The sequence below is a fragment of the uncultured Coprobacter sp. genome (assembly GCF_947855755.1).
Classification (GTDB): domain Bacteria; phylum Bacteroidota; class Bacteroidia; order Bacteroidales; family Coprobacteraceae; genus Coprobacter.
The window spans coordinates 40,823-59,126 of the sequence record NZ_CANUAR010000002.1 but is presented as its reverse complement, the minus strand read 5'-3'; the positions used below and the strand labels follow the sequence as shown (position 1 = coordinate 59,126).

The window sequence follows — 18,304 nt, the reverse complement described above, 5'->3', positions numbered from 1 at the left end:
AAAAACGAACTGTATTTTATAAGTTTTGACAGGCTGACAAGAACAGGAGAACAGACCGGAAGAAAACACAAAAATGACCTGATAGTATTTTTATTGGAAAATTTGGCCGGCTCTAAGTAGACTCTAAATTAAGTATAAAGATATTTACGATCTATCTTTCACGAAAAAAACAGACAATGCTGCTATCAGTAAAAATATTCCGGCTGTCGATAGGGCATATATGGCTTCTCTGTTATAAATATGTTCGACGATAAAACCGTTGAAAATTCCATTTATAATTTGAGGAATTGTAATGAAAAAATTAAAAATTCCCATATACACTCCCATTTTGGAGGCCGGGATGGCTCCGGCCAATATAGCGTAAGGCATAGCCAAAATACTGGACCAAGCAATACCGATACCGATCATTGACCAGACAAGCATGTGTGCATCGGTAAATATTTCGAAAGATAAAAGCCCCAACCCTCCACATACCAAAGCCAAAGCATGAGTTCCGCGTCTTCCTATATATTTTGCTATTACGGGAAGAAATAATGCAAAAACCATTGCTACCGCATTATAAATACCGAAAAGCACTCCGACCCAGTTGCCTGCCTCTTGAAAAGCGTTACTTGACGAGTCTGTCGTTCCAAAAAAACGTTCGGCGACAGCAGGAGTTGTATATACCCACATAGAAAATAACCCGAACCAAGAAAAAAATTGTACTATGCCCAATTGTGCCATTGTTTTAGGCATGTGTATAATGTCTTGAAATATATTGAAAAATCCTTTCTTTTCAGTAGTTTCCGTTGTATTTTCATGATTAAATCGGGTATGAATTTCCGGAGGATATTCCTGTGTATGGAAAATTGTCCATAGAACAGTCACTAACAGTACGGCAGCACCTATGTAAAATGAGAAAATTACATTATCTGGTACTTTCCCGGCCTCTGCTGTTCCTGATATTCCTAACCAGTTTGCAAGAATATAAGGAAACCATGACGCAACGACAGCTCCGACACCTATTAAAAATGTCTGAATTGAGAATCCGAGTGTACGTTGTTCAGAAGGCAGTAGATCTGCCACTAAAGCCCTGAACGGTTCCATCGCTACGTTGATAGAAGCATCCATAATCATTAGCATACCCGCACCGATAAACATCGGAGGAATGAGACCAGATAAAGATCCTGAATTTGGCATGAAGACAAGAGCGACAGATGTTAGGATCGCTCCGGCTAAAAAGTAAGGTTTTCTTCTTCCTAATCGAGTCCACGTACGATCAGAATAATAACCTATAATCGGTTGTATAATCATTCCGGTCAGCGGGGCTGCTAACCAAAACCAAGAAAGATGTTCTACATTAGCCCCGAATGTTTGTAAAATACGACTCGCATTTGCATTTTGTAAAGCAAATCCGAATTGTATTCCTAAAAATCCGAAACTCATGTTCCATATCTGGGGCAAACTTAATCGAGGATGTTTCATGAATCTATGTTTATTCGGTGAAAAATCTTTATTTTAAACAAATATCTTCGATTAAAGTTTGTTGTATAATGGTGTGTATGATGAGAAAGAGGAGGATATAATTCGATTGGTGTGCGTACCAAACGGTATTTTTATAAATCATGAAAATACCCTGTCGAAACCATTATGGCATCGGCAGGGTATGATATTTGATGAGAAAGATAAAATTCGTATTAATCGATAAAACGTTTAATTATGTTTCCATACTCATCGATTCTTCGATCTCTTAAGAATGGCCACCAGCGGCGAACATTTTCTGATCGGTTCAGGTCTATTTCGACAATGAGATTCTCTTCTTGACTGTCGGATGCTTGAGCTAAGAACTCACCTTGTGGTCCGGCGACGAAACTGCTTCCCCAGAACCGGATACCTCCAGTTTGACCTGATGGATCTGGCTCATAGCCTGTACGATTTACAGAAACTACGGGTAGTCCATTGGCTACTGCATGTCCTCGCTGCGATATGATCCATGCATCTCGCTGTCGATTTTTCTCATCTTCAGTATCACTGCTTTCCCAACCGATTGCGGTCGGATAGATAAGAATATCTGCTCCTTTTAGCGCCATAAGGCGGGCAGCTTCTGGATACCATTGATCCCAGCAAACCAATACTCCGAGTTTTCCTATTGATGTCTGTATCGGCTCAAAACCGAGATCTCCCGGAGTGAAATAGAATTTTTCATAATATGCCGGGTCGTCGGGAATATGCATTTTTCTGTATTTTCCGGCAATATTCCCGTCTGTGTCGAATACCACTGCCGTATTGTGATATAGTCCCGGAGTCCTTTTTTCAAATAAAGATGTGACCAGTACGATTCCGAGTGATCGTGCTATATCTCCAAAAAAACGGGTAGATGGACCTGGAACACTTTCGGCAAGATCAAATAACCGTGTATCTTCTGTCTGGCAAAAATAAAGGCTGTTATGCAATTCTTGCAACACAATAAGTTGAGCTCCTTTTGAAGCACAATCTTCTATATTGGTCTTTAACCGTTGCATATTTGCACGTATGTCATTTGTATTGGACTGTTGAATAAGTCCGACTTTTATTTTTTTCTCCATAATACGCTGTTATTATTTTATTACGTTTTTCGGGTATTGCATGGTTACACAATGTAAAGACCCGTGCTGCTTGATTAAAGCACGGCAGTCTATCCCGATAATTTGATGTTCAGGAAAAGCTGTTGTCAATATTTCAGCAGCCCGGTTATCGTTTGTCGGTTGATTATAAGTCGGGTATAGAACAACGCCGTTTATAATTAAAAAATTAGCATATGTAGCGGGTAATCTTTCATTGTCGAATACAATTTCATCTGCCATGGGTAAGGGAAGGAGTCTGAAAGGCTTATTATCTTGTGTCCGAAAGCCTTGCAGTTGTAACTCCATATCTTTTAATGCTTCATAATGCCTGTCCTTCGGATTATTGCATTGTACGTAAGCAATTGTATCATTCGGGCAAAATCGAGCTAATGTGTCGATATGGCTGTCGGTATCATCTCCTTCTAAAAAGCCATGGTCTAACCATAAGATCCGGGATATTCCCAAGTTTTCTTTCAGATATTGCTCTATCAAATCTTTGTTCCATGCTCCGTTGCGGTTGGGAGATAACAGACATTCGCTTGTAGTGAGCAAAGTTCCTTTCCCGTCCGATTCGATAGATCCCCCTTCGATAACGAAATTCAGGCGATTTATATATTGGGCGTTAAATAACCCGGAGCGGAAAATTTTTTCAGTAATGAGATTATCTTTATTGGCTGCGAATTTCAATCCCCAACCGTTAAATTTAAAGTCGATAATTCCTGCATTGCCGTTTTTATCCAGAATAGAAATTCCTCCATGATCTCGAGCCCAAGTATCGTTTGTTTCACATTCGAAAAAACGAATATTATCTGTATTTACTTTTTTGCAGATTTGTTTTTTTACATTTTCAACATCGGGTGCGACGATCAGTAGTTTTTCTCTTTTAGAAATTTCTTTAGCGATTTCTATAAAACAAGATTGGACTTCTTTTAACATGTGTGCCCAATCTGTTCCCGCATGAGGCCATGTCAGTTGCACCCCCGATTGTTCTTCCCATTCGGCAGGTAAATAGAAATTTTGTTTCACTTTGTTTCTGTTTCTTTAGGTTTTCTGTCAAAAAAAGGATTTTTAGAAGATGCACTGATCGGTATCCCGATAATTTGATGGCATCCTTTCATCCAGCCGATTCGCTGAGCAGCCCATCCGGCAGAAAACATTACTCTGCTGTCCACTCTTAGGTCGGATGCTTTTGAGCAAGCTGATCCGATAGCGATACCTACATCTATAGAATTAATGGCACATGGTGTGTTTTGCGGTTTTTCCGCACATGTGGGAAAGCCGCAATACCCGCAATTTAAAGCCTGTTTTTGTTCTTTTGTTCCGATAAGTATCAACGCATCGGCTGAAAGAATATTTTCCGAATCACGCATTAAAAACTTCAGACCGGTTTCTTCTGAAAGTTTTTTCATTTCTTGAGAAAGTATTTCTATTTCTCGTTCGGTAATCGTTATAATCTCGAGAATATCTATACCTTTCCCTTTAGGGGCGGTACGGGCAGCTGTCATTATCTGCTTGGCCGCATCCAGCATGTAAGATTGTCTCGATATCCTTTCGTCAATAATCATAATACTTTTATAGTTTTTAGGTATCGACAAAGGTAATGAAACTCTTTTGTAAAATGTAATTTTTATTTTTGCTTTTTTCAAATACAAAACAAAATGAAATTTTCATTTGTTTTTAGACAGGCTCTTAGTTTTAATTGAAATAAAACAAAAAATTGAGATTATTGTTTTATACAAAAGACTAAAACCATACATGGTGAAATTGTGTTATTTGTAATAGAGATTTTCGAAAAAAAAATTATATATTTGAGAATCTTATGATACGGTTAACAAATTGAGAAATTGCTTAAACTCTTGTATTATGGATGGAGATATTGAAGAATTATTTGAAAGTTTGATTAAGAAATATCGTGAACAAGACACCGCTTTTGATGAATTGAAATTGATGATGGATGAAGATGAAGAGTTAAAAAAATCATACGAAGAATGGTGTGCTGCTATGGGATGTTCCGAGAAAAAAGGGTTTGGAATATTTTATCAAGAATATATAGAGGGTGATGATTCTATATGGGATAGTATATTCCCGAATAAAGAAGAATATGATGGATATGATAGCTGATTTAGACTATTGACCGATTGATCGGATAAATAAAAGCTGTATATTATCTTAATTATTATAGTAAAATCTATATAATTATTAATATATGGCTTTTGTGTATATAAAATGAAAGAGAAGTGTGCTATTTTTGCATACGAAACTATGAAAAATCAAGATACTATGAAACGTAATTGGTGTATTCTTATCTTTTTATTTGGACTTAATCTCATTTGTTTTTCTCAAATTAGAAATGAAGTTTTATTAAAGGAAGGGTGGAAATTTACTCGAGACGATAATCCGGAGTTTGTTGATCCTGATTTTGACGATCGTGCATGGCAGCCTGTAGTCGTTCCCCATGATTGGGCTATATATGGTCCGTTCAGCTCTCAAAATGACAAGCAAAATGTAGCGATTACACAAGATGGACAAAAGGAAGCGCTAGAACATGCCGGTAGGACCGGAGGTTTACCTTTTGTCGGAGTAGGCTGGTATAGAATCGAATTTGAAGTTCCCGATTTTGCTCCGGATAGACAGTCTTTTATTTTATTCGACGGTGCGATGAGTCAGGCGAATGTCTATATCAATGGACAGAAAGTCGGAGAGTGGCCTAACGGTTACAATTCGTTTTATTTCAATATTTCTCCCTATTTGGTTTCAGGCAAGAAAAATGTATTGGCTGTTCGTTTAGAGAATTTACCGGAATCGTCCCGTTGGTATCCGGGGGCAGGGTTGTATCGGAATGTCCATATTATAACAACGTCGGATGCATATATTCCGATTTGGGGCACTTATATAACTACTCCGGTTATTCATAAAGATTTTGCAAAAGTTAATATCCGTACAAAAGTCTGTTTGCCGGAAAATGCCGATCCGGGACGTTATGCGATAGAAACTGTTATTTTTGATTCGTCGCATAAGGAGATACAGAAAACTAAAACTTCGCTTGCCTCTTTACTCTATGGAGATATTTCACAAGAAATAGTTGTTAAGAATCCTGTTTTGTGGTCTCCTGATCAGCCGGTTTTATATACTGCTAAAACGTTTTTATATGAAGGAAATACGTTGAAAGACCAGTATAATACCCCATTCGGAATTCGTTCGATAGAAATAATTCCGGAGAAAGGATTTTTTCTAAATGGAGAAAAGACTGTTTTTAAAGGAGTCTGCAATCATCATGATTTAGGTCCGTTGGGAGCAGCGGTGAATGATGCTGCCATTCGTCGTCAAATACGACTATTGAAAGATATGGGGTGTAATGCAATAAGAACTTCTCATAACATGCCGGCTCCGGAGTTGGTAAAAGCTTGTGATGAAATGGGTATGATGCTTATGGTAGAGAGCTTTGACGAGTGGAATACTCCCAAATGTAAAAACGGGTATAATCTTTTTTTTGATGAATGGGCGGAAAAAGATCTGGTAAATCTGATATGGAATTATCGCAATAATCCGAGTGTCGTTATGTGGTGCATCGGAAATGAAGTTCCTAATCAATGGACTGAAGGTGATTGTAAAATTGCCAAACGATTGCAGGATATTTGTCATCGTGAAGATCCGTCTCGTCCGGTAACTCAGGGTATGGATGCTCCTGATGCAGTAGTAAATAATAATTTTGCCGCGGTGATGGATGTTGCCGGATTTAATTATCGTCCTTTCCGCTATCAGGTTAATTATAAAAAATTGCCTCAAGGAATTATTTTAGGAAGCGAAACGGCTTCGACTGTCAGTTCTCGAGGTGTATATAAATTCCCGGTGGAACGAAAGGCGATGCAACGCTATGAAGACCATCAAAGTTCGTCTTATGATGTAGAGCATTGCGGTTGGTCTAACCTTCCGGAAGATGACTTTATACAACATGAAGATCTTCCTTATTGTATAGGAGAATTCGTTTGGACAGGTTTCGACTATTTGGGAGAACCGACTCCTTATTATACAGATTGGCCTAGCCATAGTTCTCTTTTCGGAATTATAGATTTGGCAGGTATTCCCAAAGACCGTTTTTACCTTTATCGAAGTCATTGGAATAGGGAAGAAGAGACTTTACATATATTGCCCCATTGGACGTGGAAAGGACGTGAGGGAGAAATTACGCCGATATTTGTATATACTAATTATCCTTCGGCCGAATTATTCATTAATGGAAAGAGTCAGGGGAAAAAAACAAAAGACCTGAGTATCGGTATAGACAGTACTTATACAGATGCCGCTCAAAAAAGTTTCGAACGGCAGAAACGATATCGGTTAATGTGGATGGATACTCGTTATGAACCGGGAACGGTTAAAGTGGTTGCTTATGATAGTGAAGGAAAAGCTGTTGCCGAAAAAGAAGTACATACGGCAGGGAAACCGCACCATTTAGTGTTGACGGCAGACCGAGACCGTTTGGCGGCAGATGGAGAAGATCTCTCTTTTATTAATGTAAAGGTTGTAGATAAAGATGGAAACTTATGTCCGGATGCTACGTCTAAAATTAAATTCAAGGTAAAAGGTGCTGGTGTTTTCCGTGCTGCGGCAAACGGTAATCCGGCAAGTCTCGAGTCATTCCAGAAACCGGAGATGAAACTTTTCAGCGGTCAATTGACTGCAATTGTGCAAACAATATCGAAGGCCGGTACAATTATTTTTGAAGCATCATCACCCGGAATAAAAAGCGCATCTATTAAGTTGATAAGTGAATAAAACTGTAAATATTGAGGAGAAAAGTCTGGCTTACATCGGCCGGACTTTTTTTGTGATGTATTATAATCTCTTTTCTTAGATCCTGTCTCAATTTTACTCGGGTCAGGTTTGAGATTTTCTTTCGAGGATGTTTTTGTTGTTTTTATGAGGAGGGTAGAGGATTGTCTGACGAATGGAAATGTAAAGATAACCCGATTGAATTCTTTTATTGAAAAATAGAAACAAGTTCTAAACATTTGCCGTGCTAAACCGTTAAATAATAAATCGGTAATTTAGAACTTGCGGTTAGATTATGAGTTTAAAAGAACAATATTTTAAGTATTCGATTATTATCCTGATTCTGGGTTTGGGTATTGTTATTTTTTTCGAACTTATTCCTTTTTTAGGTGGTTTGTTAGGAGCATGCACTATATATGCGTTGATTAGAAATCAGATGAAACATCTTGTTGAAAAAAGAAAGATGAAACGTTCTATTGCCGCATTTCTTTTAATCATGGAAACCGTACTTTGTTTTTTGATCCCGATCTCTCTCGTTGTCTGGTTTTTGATAATGAAAGTGCAGCATATCAATCTCGATCCTCAGGTGGTACTTGCACCGGTAGAACAAATATCCGTATTGATAAAGCAAAAGACAGGTTATGATATTTTGAATACGGATAATTTAAAATCTGTAATATCATGGGCTCCTCAAGTCGGTCAGATGTTAATGGGAGGAATTACAAGTTTGGCACTGAATATTTTTGTTTTGATTTTTGTCCTTTATTTCATGTTATTGGGAAATGACAAAATGGAAAATTATATAATGGATATACTTCCTTTTACAGAAAAGAATAAATTGACAATTTTGCATGATGTAAATATGGTAGTAAAATCCAATGCCATAGGTATCCCGTTATTAGCTGTGATACAGGGAGCAGTAGCCATGTTGGGATATTATATATTCAATGTTCCCGATTTATTATTGTGGGGAATATTGACATGTTTTGCGACAGTGATTCCTATCATCGGTACGGCGTTGATATGGTTTCCTTTAGTCGTCTATTTTGTTATTATAGGCGATTGGTGGGATGCCGTAGGACTATTGATTTATGCGGGGCTTATCATTACGCATGTCGATAATCTGATACGTTTCGTTATTCAGAAGAAGATGGCGGATATACACCCGTTAATAACAATATTTGGAGTTATCATCGGTCTTCCGTTATTTGGTTTTATGGGAGTTATTTTCGGTCCGTTATTATTATCTATATTTCTTCTTTGTGCCGATATTTTTAAACGTGAATACTTAGAGAACAATAATTCTTCATCTGAGACATATATATAAGGTTTGCGGGCAGATAAGCCGGATGATTGATGGTTGTCGAAATTTATATCTATTCTTCTTTGATGCTTGGATATACAAGGTTTTTTTCTTCTATAATGTCCAGAACCTCTTTCAAGTATTTATCTGCTTCATATTTGGCCATAGGAAGGTCGTGTAACAGATAATTTCCGCAATCTTGAGGTGCAGCTCCCGGAATTTTGCCTTCGAAGTCTCGTATGAACTGAAATGTTTCACGCATAAGTCCAATAATATCTTTTGATTCTAAATCTCCTTGTACCAAGAAATAATTTCCCGTACAGCATCCCATAGGACCCCAGAATACGATTTTGTCTCCCCATATTTTATGGTTTCTTAAATAAGTTGCAGCTAAATGTTCGATTGTGTGTAAAGCTCCGTATCCGAGTGCAGGTTCACGGTTCGGTTCTTTCATTCGTATATCGAATGTTGTTATCGTGTGGTCTCCCATATAATCTTTACGTGAAACATAAATGCCACGTAATAAGTGAATATGATCTATTGTAAAACTGGGTATCTTTTTCATAATTATTTTTATAATATATCGGTTAGTTGTTTTATTATTTCAAATGATTTTTGAGGAGCTTCTTCCCAAAAACGATTATATTGAGTAATATGGTCTTCTATTCCGGGAGTATCGCTGATAATACGGAAACTCAAAAATGGTATTTTATTCATGTAACAAACATGGGCTATGGAAGCTGATTCCATATCTACGGCAAGACCGTCGGGAAAGGAGGCTTTTATTTTGTCTAATTCTTCACGGTTGGTAATAAATTGATCACCGCTACAAATTAAACCGCTGTATATCCGTATCGATGTTTTCAAGGACATAGCTTTCTCTAAAAGTTTAGGATCGGAGTGAAAACGAGCGGGAAATCCTTGAATTTGTCCCGGCATATTTCCATCTCCACACCATACGTCGTGATAAACAATCTCTTTTCCGGCCACGATGTCGAAAACTTGAGTAGATGTATCTATCCCGCCGGCAACTCCTGTATTGAGTATGTAGTCAGGACCGTAACGGTGTATCATGTTCATAGTTCTTACAGCAGAACATACTTTACCTATACCGCTCTGTGCCAAAATAAGAGTGTTGTTTCCCCGCTTTCCGATATAATAAACGGCTTCTCCATCCGATTCTTCACGGCAGTCGGTAAGCAAATCTTTTATACATGCCAGTTCTGAAGGCATGGCTACTATGATCCCTATATTCATTATTATTTCTATTTGTCGGCAAATATACGATTTGTGCCGGAAATATAAAATTGAAAGCGTGTCTCTCCCGAATAAATAGGACAAACACGCTTTTTACTGGGAATTTTTATCGATTATTTCAGTTGATCTGCGACTTTCCTGCCGGCTGCTAAAGCTTTAAGATTCATTTCTACTATATTTTCACCCTTACGTCCGAATATATCTCGTATTCCGGTTTCTATTTGTTCATAGGGAATTCCTAAAAATGGAGAAGCAGCTCCTAACATGACTATATTCGCTGTTCTGGGTGAACCGCTTTCTTTTGCAATCGTATCTACGTCCAAGATAATTTTATGGGGCATTTTATTAATTTCTTTTATGACATTTTCCGGTTCTGGATAGTTCGGAATATTGATGAACGGAGTTGAATTGGTTACGATCCAACCGTCTTTGGCAAGGTACGGAAGATAACGTAAAGCTTCCATCGGTTCGAGAGAAATAATAAGATCAGCTTTTCCTAAAGGGATGAGGTCTGAAGCTATGGGCTTATCCGAAATACGTAAATTGGATTGTACATCACCTCCTCGTTGGCTCATACCGTGAACTTCAGCCTGTTTCATATATAGTCCGTTGTGTATAGCGGCTTCGCCGATTACTGCAGCGATAGATAGAATACCTTGACCGCCTACCCCCGAAAGAATTATATCTGTTTTCATATTTGTCGGATTTTATTTTTGACGTTTTTTTCTGCTTAAGGTCTGGATACATTCTCGGCGGGGAATCAATACGGAAACACCTTTATATTCTATTTCTTCCCGTATGACCCGTTCCATTTCTTCCATATTCTTTTTTAGAGGAATCAGTACGCGTATGTGTTCAGGATCAACGCCTATACCTCTACATATAGCCTCTATTTTCCCTGTTCCGGCAGAATCTTGTCCTCCGGTCATAGCGGTAGTTTCGTTATCGGATATTACAATAGTAACATTTGCATTTTCATTGACGCAATCGAGTAATCCGGTAATTCCCGAGTGCGTGAATGTCGAGTCTCCGATTACGGCAATAGCCGGAAATAATCCTCCGTCGGCAGCACCTTTAGCCATAGTAACAGATGCTCCCATATCTACACACGAGTGTATAGCTCTGAAAGGTGGGAGTGCACCTAATGTATAACATCCTATATCGCTAAATACACGAGCATTTTTATACGTTTGGACAACATTATTGAGCGCTTCATACATATCGCGGTGTCCACAACCTTGGCAAAGGGCCGGTGGACGCATGGCTACAATATTCGGTATTTCAAATTCTGCACCTGATTTCAGTCCCAAAGCTTTTGCTACACGATCGGGATTTAATTCTCCGTCACGATTCAGTGTTCCGTCAAGTTTCCCTTTTATTGTTTTAGAAGGAATAATACCTTTTATTTTTTCCTCAACGAATGCATACCCATCTTCCAAAACCAGTATCTCATCACATGTGTCGAATAATCTTTGTAACATTTTCAACGGTAATGGATATTGAGATAATTTGACAACCGGATAATCGCATCCCTCAGGATAATTCTCCATCAAATAATTATAAGCTATACCGCAAGCGATAATCCCCATTCTTTTGTTCGGACCGTCAATATAACGGTTGAAAGATGAGTTTTCAGACGCTTCTGTAAAGTCTTTTTGTTCGTTTAACAACGTTCTGAAACGACGTCTGGAGTTTGCAGGTAATAAGATAAATTGTCCGGTATTATCCGGAAACGAAATCTCGTTTTGATCTTTTATATTTGATGTTGTCGTTACGCCTGCACGAGAATGTGCCAGTCGGGTGGTAATTCTCAACAACACCGGAATTTTGAATTTTTCAGATAGACCGAACCCTGCTGCCATCATGTCGTATGCCTCTTGTTGGTTGGAAGGCTCGAACATCGGAACAAATGCAAAGTTCCCATAAAAACGAGAATCTTGTTCATTTTGAGATGAATGCATGGACGGATCATCTGCCGCTACTACAATGAGTCCACCGTTGACTCCGGTCATTCCGGCGTTGATAAATGCATCGGCGGCAACGTTCATTCCGACATGTTTCATACAAACTAACGCCCGTTTACCTATATAAGACATACCCAAAGCTGCTTCCATAGCGGTTTTTTCATTCGTACACCAACGGGTATGTATCGTATTGTTTTTTGCTTCAGGAGAAGTTTGTATATACTCGGTTATTTCGGTAGAAGGAGTGCCGGGATATGCATAAACTCCCGAAAGACCTGCATCGAGTGCACCTTGGGCTATAGCTTCGTCTCCTAAAAATAAATGTTTGTTCATTCTTTTATACTTTGACGGTTATTAGACTTATAAATTTATGTGTGTTCCTTTCAAAAAGATATCTGATAATTCTGTAAAGATTCTTTTTGTTATGATTTAGTTGCAAATATAAGAAAATATTTATCGGAATATTGTATTATCGGATGAATTTACATATTTTCGTAAATCATTCTGTGTTCGGAACAATGATATGTTTTTAGGAAAAGCAGGGTCTGTTTTGAATTTGGAACTTCAGGATTAAATCTAAAAAATGTAATACTATGAAATTTAAAAGTTTAGCTTGTACCGGGATCTCTTTCTTTTCATTATTGCAACCTGTTGTGTCGTTGTCAGCAACTAAACGACCTAATATCCTTTTTTTTATGGTAGATGATATGGGATGGCAAGATACATCGGTGTCTTTTGCTGATGAAAAAACTCTTTTTAATAATTTATATGAAACACCTAATATGGAGCGACTTGCAAGAATGGGTGTGAAATTTACGAATGCTTATGCAGCATCGGTTAGCTCGCCTTCAAGATGCAGTCTTATGACGGGGGCGAATGTTTTGCAGCATAAAGTTTCGAATTGGACTTTGCATTATGATACTCCTACCGATCGAGATAATGAATATTTCGATTTTGAGTGGAATTGGAATGGGATATGTCCGTCAAATGCTGTCGTCCAAAATTATTCCCACATGTTTTATGCTAAAATGTTACCCCAGATTCTGAAAGAAAACGGTTACTTGACCTATATTGTAGGTAAAGCCCATTTCGCATCTCGAACAACCATTGCTGCTGACCCGTTAGCTTGTGGTTTTGATGTCAATATAGGAGGACATGCAGCTGGAGCGATGGGTAGTTATTTAGGTTGCCGGGGATATGGCTCTGACCGGGAAGATGCGGAGATATGGCAAGTGCCGATGCCTAACATAGATTATTATTGTAAAGAAAACATATTTCTTACCGAAGCATTGACTATGGAGGCGAAAAAATTAGTAAATAAAGCGTTGGAATCGGATCGTCCGTTTTTTATGTATTTATCTCATTATGCCGTTCATGCTCCGTTCGAGAAAGATATACGTTTTTATGATAAATATATAAAAAAGGGGATGTGCGATCGTGAAGCACAATATGCCTCTTTGATAGAAGGAATGGACAAAAGTTTAGGAGATATGATGGATTTATTTGAGGAAAAGGGGATTGCCGAAAATACCATTATTATTTTCATGTCTGATAACGGAGGATATTCTTCATCATACCGTGAGCCGAACAGAAATGCCCCTTTACGGTCGGGAAAAGGTAGTCTTTATGAAGGGGGAATTCGTGAACCGATGTTAATTTATTGGCCGGGAATAACTCGACCGAACAGCGTTAATCGTTCCAATGTGATTATTGAAGATTTTTTTCCGACGTTACTTGAGATGGCACAGATAGAAAATTATTCTGTTCCTCAGCATGTTGATGGAATCAGTATGGTAAAACTGTTGAAATCAGGAGAAATAGAAAAAAACAGAGCACTTTATTTTCATTATCCGAATGACTGGGGAGAACGGGCTGGTGATGCCGGACGTCCGTCAAGCGCTATTATAAAGGGTGATTGGAAGTTATTATTTGATTATGAAACACGACGCACAGAATTATATAATTTGGCGAATGATATCAGTGAAAAACATGATTTGAGTGAAAATTCTCTTTATAATGAAATAAAAGAAAATCTTTCTAAAGATTTAAGCAATCGTTTACGTGAAGCGAAAGCGAATATGCCTGTTTATAAAGTTTCTGGAATACCGTGCGGTTATCCTGATGAATAGATTATTTTAATATATTACGTTTGTTTAGGGCTTTATGGTATTTTATCGCATTATTTTGGTGTTCTGCGTATGTCGTTGCAAAATTGTGCCGTCCTGAAAAATCTTCTTTGGCGCACATATATATAAACGGATGGTGACGATAATTCAGAACTGCTTTTATTGCGGCTTTTGAGGGAATGCGTATAGGGCCGGGAGGTAATCCGGTATTTTTATATGTGTTATAAGGAGAGTTAACGGTCAGATGTTCATGGAGAATACGTCGTATCGAAAAATCTCCTACTGCATATTTTACAGTGGGATCGGCTTGCAAAGGCATCCCTTTTTTTAAACGGTTTAAATATAGTCCGGCTACCATATTCATTTCGTCCGGAACTTTAGTTTCTTCTTCTACGATTGAAGCTAAAGTCGATACTTCGATCGGGGAGATACCGATTTGTGTTGCAAGCATTCTACGGTCATCAGTCCAGAATTTGTCATATTCTTGACGCATTTTTTCCATTAGTTTGCGAGGTGCAATAGTCCAGTAAACCTCATAGGAATCGGGAAGAAAAAGTGCCGGTATCGTATATGTATCGAATCCCATGTCCGTACAAAAAGCCGAATCGTTTAACAATTCGAGGACTTCCTGTTTATCCATTTTTAGTTGTTTATCGATAGTCTCGGCAAGATCATCTTTCGTACGAATATTGTTAAAAGTAAATCTTATCGGAGTTTGGCTTCCGGTAGAGAGTTTACGATAAATACGGATTGCGTTCATTTCCGGATCTATTCGGTATGCTCCGGGTTTGTTCCATGGAGTATATCCGTTTAATTTAGAGAGTCGTCTTATTTTGTTGACATCACTTTTTTCTAAATATTTTTGAAGGTCTTCGGTAACACTATCGAGAGAACTGTTTTCATCGATGTATATAAAAAATGAAGTATCTGTGACTTTATCTAATACATATCGTTTGAATATAACGCCGATACTGATAAAAAATATTGCAGTTACGGTCATGATAATGTATAGAATATTTTTTTTAGATACGGATGTCTTTTTTTTCTTACGTCTTGATATCTTTGTTGCCATATTTATAAATTAAAAGACATTTGTGAAATTTGAGAGCGTCGGCAAAGATAGGTATTTAATAGAAATATTGTTTTTGCTGATTGTAAAATAATATTAGAGCCCGTTCTAAGAGATTGTTAAAATTCTGTACAGGCATTTTTTGAAAACTGTTTGTTTTAATAAGGAATGTAGCGGGTTGTGTTATGTATAGAGACGGAGATACCTACCGAAGAGAAACTTAAAAAATTTTTATCGGAAAATTTTAAACAGACTCTTACTAACAGTGATTAAGGTATAAATAACCGTAATTTATGTACTTTTTAAATTCACAGATCAAACTATTTTTGTTTCGAAAATGAATATGGATATATGAAAATATTGAAAAAAAGTAAGATTAGTATGGCGGTATCGGTAATATTGGCGGTTATTGTAGTATTGTTTACTCTCGTTTGTTTATTTCTCAATCAACCGAGTTTTGGAAGATTGCCGCGTGGGGAACGATTGGAGAGGATTGAACGTTCTCCTAATTTCAAAGGAGGAGAATTTAAAAATGAATGTGCAACTCCGATGTTGACGAATGATGAAAATCGGATTAAGAGTTTTATAAATTTTCTTTTTAAGAAAGATCCGGGACTGAGACCGGATACGGCATTGCAGGTCGTCAAATCAGATATTCGGCACATAGAGAGAGATTCGGATTTTTTAATTTGGTTTGGACATTCTTCTTATTTCATGCAGTTAGAAGGAAAACGAATACTTGTCGATCCGGTTTTCTATGTCGCGTCTCCTGTTTCGTTTATCAATAAACCTTTTAAAGGAACTGATGTCTATTATCCTGAAGATATGCCGGATATCGATTATTTGATTATAACACATGATCATTGGGATCATTTAGACTATAAAACGATTGTTGAATTGAGGCCTCGTATCGGGAAAGTCATTTGTGCTTTAGGTGTTGGAGAGCATTTTGAATATTGGAAATTTGATAAAAAGAAGATCGTAGAGCTCGATTGGAATGAGACTGAATCTCTCGATCCCGGGTTGACAGTCCATTGTTTGCCTGCCCGCCATTTTTCGGGGCGGGGACTTACTCCTAATCGAACGTTATGGGCTTCATTTTTATTGGAAACTCCTTCTCAAAAAATTTATATAGGAGGAGATGGTGGGTATGATTCGCGTTTTGAAGTTATAGGTGAACGTTTCCCGGATATAGATCTCGCGATTTTAGAAAACGGGCAATATAGTGATAATTGGAAATATATTCATTTAATGCCGCAATATATGTCTCGTGCGGCAAAAGATTTGAAAGCAAAGAAAATATTGACTGTGCATCATTCTAAATATGCGTTGTCGAAACATCGTTGGGATGAGCCGTTGCAAAATGCTCGAAATATGCAAGCAGATTCATTGGATGTTTTGATTCCTCGTATCGGGGAAGTTGTGAATTGGCATGAGTGATTTATATACAGGCTCTTAGTAGTATTGTTTAATAACTTGTTTTGAATTATCTATATGAACAGGGTGCAAATACGCTTATAAAATAATGTCGGGATATTTGAATATTTTAAAGATTTGACCCATCTTTGCGGTCGAAAATAGAACCAATGAGCGTTTTGTAATCCTCATCGGAGGCAAGTAGATGCCGGATAAGATGACTGGGTAAAACCAATCAACTTATCCGGTATTTTTTGTTTAGAGTCTGTCCAAATTTATATGGGTCAGCTTTGAGAGTTTTTTTGAGGGTGTTTTCTTGTTTTTATGAGGATGATAGGGAGTTATCTTAGGGAAACAGACCAGAAAAAATGCAAAAATGACTTGATAATATATTCTTATTGGAGAATCTTGACAGGCCTTTAGGTATGAAAATAAACAATAATGTAAAAATGACTATATTATGAAAAGAGATGCGATTGATTTGAAAACAGTAAATGTGTTTACTCTATTCAGAAGGTATTTCATCCCTACTTTATTAGGCATGTTGAGTATGTCTGCTGTGACGGCAATAGATGGCATATTTGTCGGACATGGTGTAGGCAGTGATGGTATTGCGGCTATTAATATTTTAATTCCGGTATTGATGTTCTTTACCGGAGTCGGATTGATGGTCGGTGCTGGTTGTTCGGTTGTCGCTTCTATACATTTATCTCGAGGCAAACAAAATGCAGCACGTATTAATGTGACGCAAGCTTTATTTTTTGTTACCATTATTGCAGCGTTACTTTCGTTTTTAATGATGGTATTTCCAGATGATACGGCTTATTTACTCGGTGCTTCGGAACATCTGCGTCCTATGGTAACAGACTATCTGCTTTGGTTTGTACCATCGTGGATATTTCAAATTTGGATTGCTGTTTCTTTGTTTATTATCCGTCTTGACGGAGCACCGAAACTGGCGATGTTTTGTAGTCTTGTAACAGCGGTAATTAATGTCGTACTTGACTGGATTTTTATCTTTCCTTTCGGTTGGGGAGTAATGGGTGCTGCTTTAGCAACATCTATAAGTATTATTTCGGGTGGGATAATTGCTATTTTATACTTGTTGTTTTTTGCCCGTCGGTTACGCCTGTATCCTTTGAAGTGGAGTGTGAAGAGTTTTCGTTTATTTCTCAGGAACATTGGCTATCAATGTCGCATAGGTTCTTCGGCTTTATTAGGAGAAGCTACATTAGCGGTATTAATGTTTGTTGGCAATCAGGTGTTTATGCATTATTTGGGCGACGATGGTGTAGGAGCGTTTGGTATTGCTTGTTACTATATTCCTTTTGTGTTTATGGTCGGAAATGCTGTTGCTCAGTCGGCACAGCCGATTATCAGTTATAACTTTGGGCTTGGATATAGGAAACGAGTGACGGAAGCCGTAAGAATAGCATTGTTAACGGCGGTTTTATGTGGCATGGTAGTAACGGTCGTATTTGTGGCTTGTCCGGATTTTTTGGTAGGTCTTTTTATTGATAAAGATAATGTCGCAGCCCGTATAGCAATCGAAGGTTTTCCTTATTTTGCGATAGGATTTGTATGTTTTATTTTTAATTTGACGGCTGTCGGTTACTACCAGAGTGTCGAACGGGCGAGACCGGCAACGTGGTTCGCTTTGTTACGTGGTTTTATATTTCTTGTTCCGAGTTTTCTTATATTACCCGACTTATTGGGAATTGAAGGAATATGGCTGGCTTTACCTTTGTCGGAGATTGTGACGACTGTCGTTATAATCGTGTTTTATCATTATCGTAAAAAGAATGATTGATTAG

The 18,304-nt window shown here is 37.9% G+C and carries 15 protein-coding genes; 6 read left to right on the top strand and 9 right to left on the bottom strand.

Annotated elements, in window-relative coordinates:
• Positions 1-144: 144 nt before the first annotated feature.
• The 4 genes from Q0093_RS01970 to Q0093_RS01955 all read right to left on the bottom strand — a co-directional run bounded on the left by Q0093_RS01970 (position 145) and on the right by Q0093_RS01955 (position 4,147).
• Positions 145-1,464 carry an MFS transporter gene (locus tag Q0093_RS01970; protein WP_297928265.1) on the bottom strand — a complete coding sequence of 440 codons (1,320 nt, stop codon included), beginning with the start codon at positions 1,462-1,464 and terminating at the stop codon, positions 145-147.
• 212 nt (positions 1,465-1,676) lie between these two features.
• Positions 1,677-2,564: a carbon-nitrogen hydrolase gene (locus Q0093_RS01965; RefSeq protein WP_297928264.1), complete on the bottom strand. Its 888-nt coding sequence runs from the start codon at positions 2,562-2,564 to the stop codon at positions 1,677-1,679.
• A 12-nt stretch (positions 2,565-2,576) separates the two neighbouring features.
• Entirely contained in the window at positions 2,577-3,608 is a 1,032-nt protein-coding gene (locus Q0093_RS01960) for an agmatine deiminase family protein (RefSeq protein ID WP_297928263.1), read from the bottom strand.
• Positions 3,605-4,147, bottom strand: a complete 543-nt coding sequence (locus tag Q0093_RS01955) for a ferredoxin domain-containing protein (RefSeq protein ID WP_039927679.1) — start codon at positions 4,145-4,147, stop codon at positions 3,605-3,607. Before Q0093_RS01955 ends, Q0093_RS01960 begins: the two co-directional genes overlap by 4 nt.
• 298 nt (positions 4,148-4,445) lie before the next feature.
• On the opposite strand from Q0093_RS01955, the gene Q0093_RS01950 reads away from it, so the two are divergent.
• From Q0093_RS01950 to Q0093_RS01940, 3 genes are all read left to right on the top strand, one after another.
• Positions 4,446-4,703 carry a hypothetical protein gene (locus tag Q0093_RS01950; protein WP_294175989.1) on the top strand — a complete coding sequence of 86 codons (258 nt, stop codon included), beginning with the start codon at positions 4,446-4,448 and terminating at the stop codon, positions 4,701-4,703.
• A gap of 159 nt (positions 4,704-4,862) precedes the next feature.
• Positions 4,863-7,358, top strand: coding sequence for a beta-galactosidase GalB (galB, locus tag Q0093_RS01945; RefSeq protein ID WP_297928262.1), 2,496 nt, complete (start codon positions 4,863-4,865; stop codon positions 7,356-7,358).
• Between the two features lie 292 nt (positions 7,359-7,650).
• Positions 7,651-8,682, top strand: coding sequence for an AI-2E family transporter (locus tag Q0093_RS01940; RefSeq protein WP_297928261.1), 1,032 nt, complete (start codon positions 7,651-7,653; stop codon positions 8,680-8,682).
• Between the two features lie 49 nt (positions 8,683-8,731).
• Here Q0093_RS01940 and Q0093_RS01935 read toward each other — a convergent pair whose 3' ends face one another.
• The 4 genes from Q0093_RS01935 to Q0093_RS01920 all read right to left on the bottom strand — a co-directional run bounded on the left by Q0093_RS01935 (position 8,732) and on the right by Q0093_RS01920 (position 12,212).
• Positions 8,732-9,223 carry an S-ribosylhomocysteine lyase gene (locus Q0093_RS01935; protein WP_294175985.1) on the bottom strand — a complete coding sequence of 164 codons (492 nt, stop codon included), beginning with the start codon at positions 9,221-9,223 and terminating at the stop codon, positions 8,732-8,734.
• Between the two features lie 8 nt (positions 9,224-9,231).
• Positions 9,232-9,915, bottom strand: coding sequence for a 5'-methylthioadenosine/adenosylhomocysteine nucleosidase (locus Q0093_RS01930; RefSeq protein ID WP_297928260.1), 684 nt, complete (start codon positions 9,913-9,915; stop codon positions 9,232-9,234).
• 113 nt (positions 9,916-10,028) lie between these two features.
• The gene (locus tag Q0093_RS01925) at positions 10,029-10,610 is read right to left on the bottom strand and encodes an indolepyruvate oxidoreductase subunit beta (protein WP_294175983.1); all 582 of its coding nucleotides are present in this window, start codon (positions 10,608-10,610) and stop codon (positions 10,029-10,031) included.
• A gap of 12 nt (positions 10,611-10,622) precedes the next feature.
• Positions 10,623-12,212: a thiamine pyrophosphate-dependent enzyme gene (locus Q0093_RS01920; RefSeq protein ID WP_297928259.1), complete on the bottom strand. Its 1,590-nt coding sequence runs from the start codon at positions 12,210-12,212 to the stop codon at positions 10,623-10,625.
• Positions 12,213-12,472: 260 nt separating this feature from the next.
• Between Q0093_RS01920 and Q0093_RS01915 the strand changes: the two genes are divergently transcribed.
• Positions 12,473-14,008, top strand: a complete 1,536-nt coding sequence (locus Q0093_RS01915) for a sulfatase (protein ID WP_297928258.1) — start codon at positions 12,473-12,475, stop codon at positions 14,006-14,008.
• A 1-nt stretch (position 14,009) separates the two neighbouring features.
• Here Q0093_RS01915 and mltG read toward each other — a convergent pair whose 3' ends face one another.
• A complete protein-coding gene (gene mltG / locus Q0093_RS01910) occupies positions 14,010-15,077 on the bottom strand; it encodes an endolytic transglycosylase MltG (RefSeq protein WP_297928257.1) in 1,068 nt (355 codons plus the stop codon).
• 348 nt (positions 15,078-15,425) lie between these two features.
• On the opposite strand from mltG, the gene Q0093_RS01905 reads away from it, so the two are divergent.
• Together Q0093_RS01905 and Q0093_RS01900 are read left to right on the top strand one after the other, a co-directional pair.
• Positions 15,426-16,514 (top strand): MBL fold metallo-hydrolase, encoded by a 1,089-nt coding sequence (locus tag Q0093_RS01905; protein ID WP_294175979.1) that lies wholly within the window; start codon positions 15,426-15,428, stop codon positions 16,512-16,514.
• 436 nt (positions 16,515-16,950) lie between these two features.
• A complete protein-coding gene (locus Q0093_RS01900; protein WP_297928256.1) occupies positions 16,951-18,300 on the top strand; it encodes an MATE family efflux transporter in 1,350 nt (449 codons plus the stop codon).
• Positions 18,301-18,304: the final 4 nt, after the last annotated feature.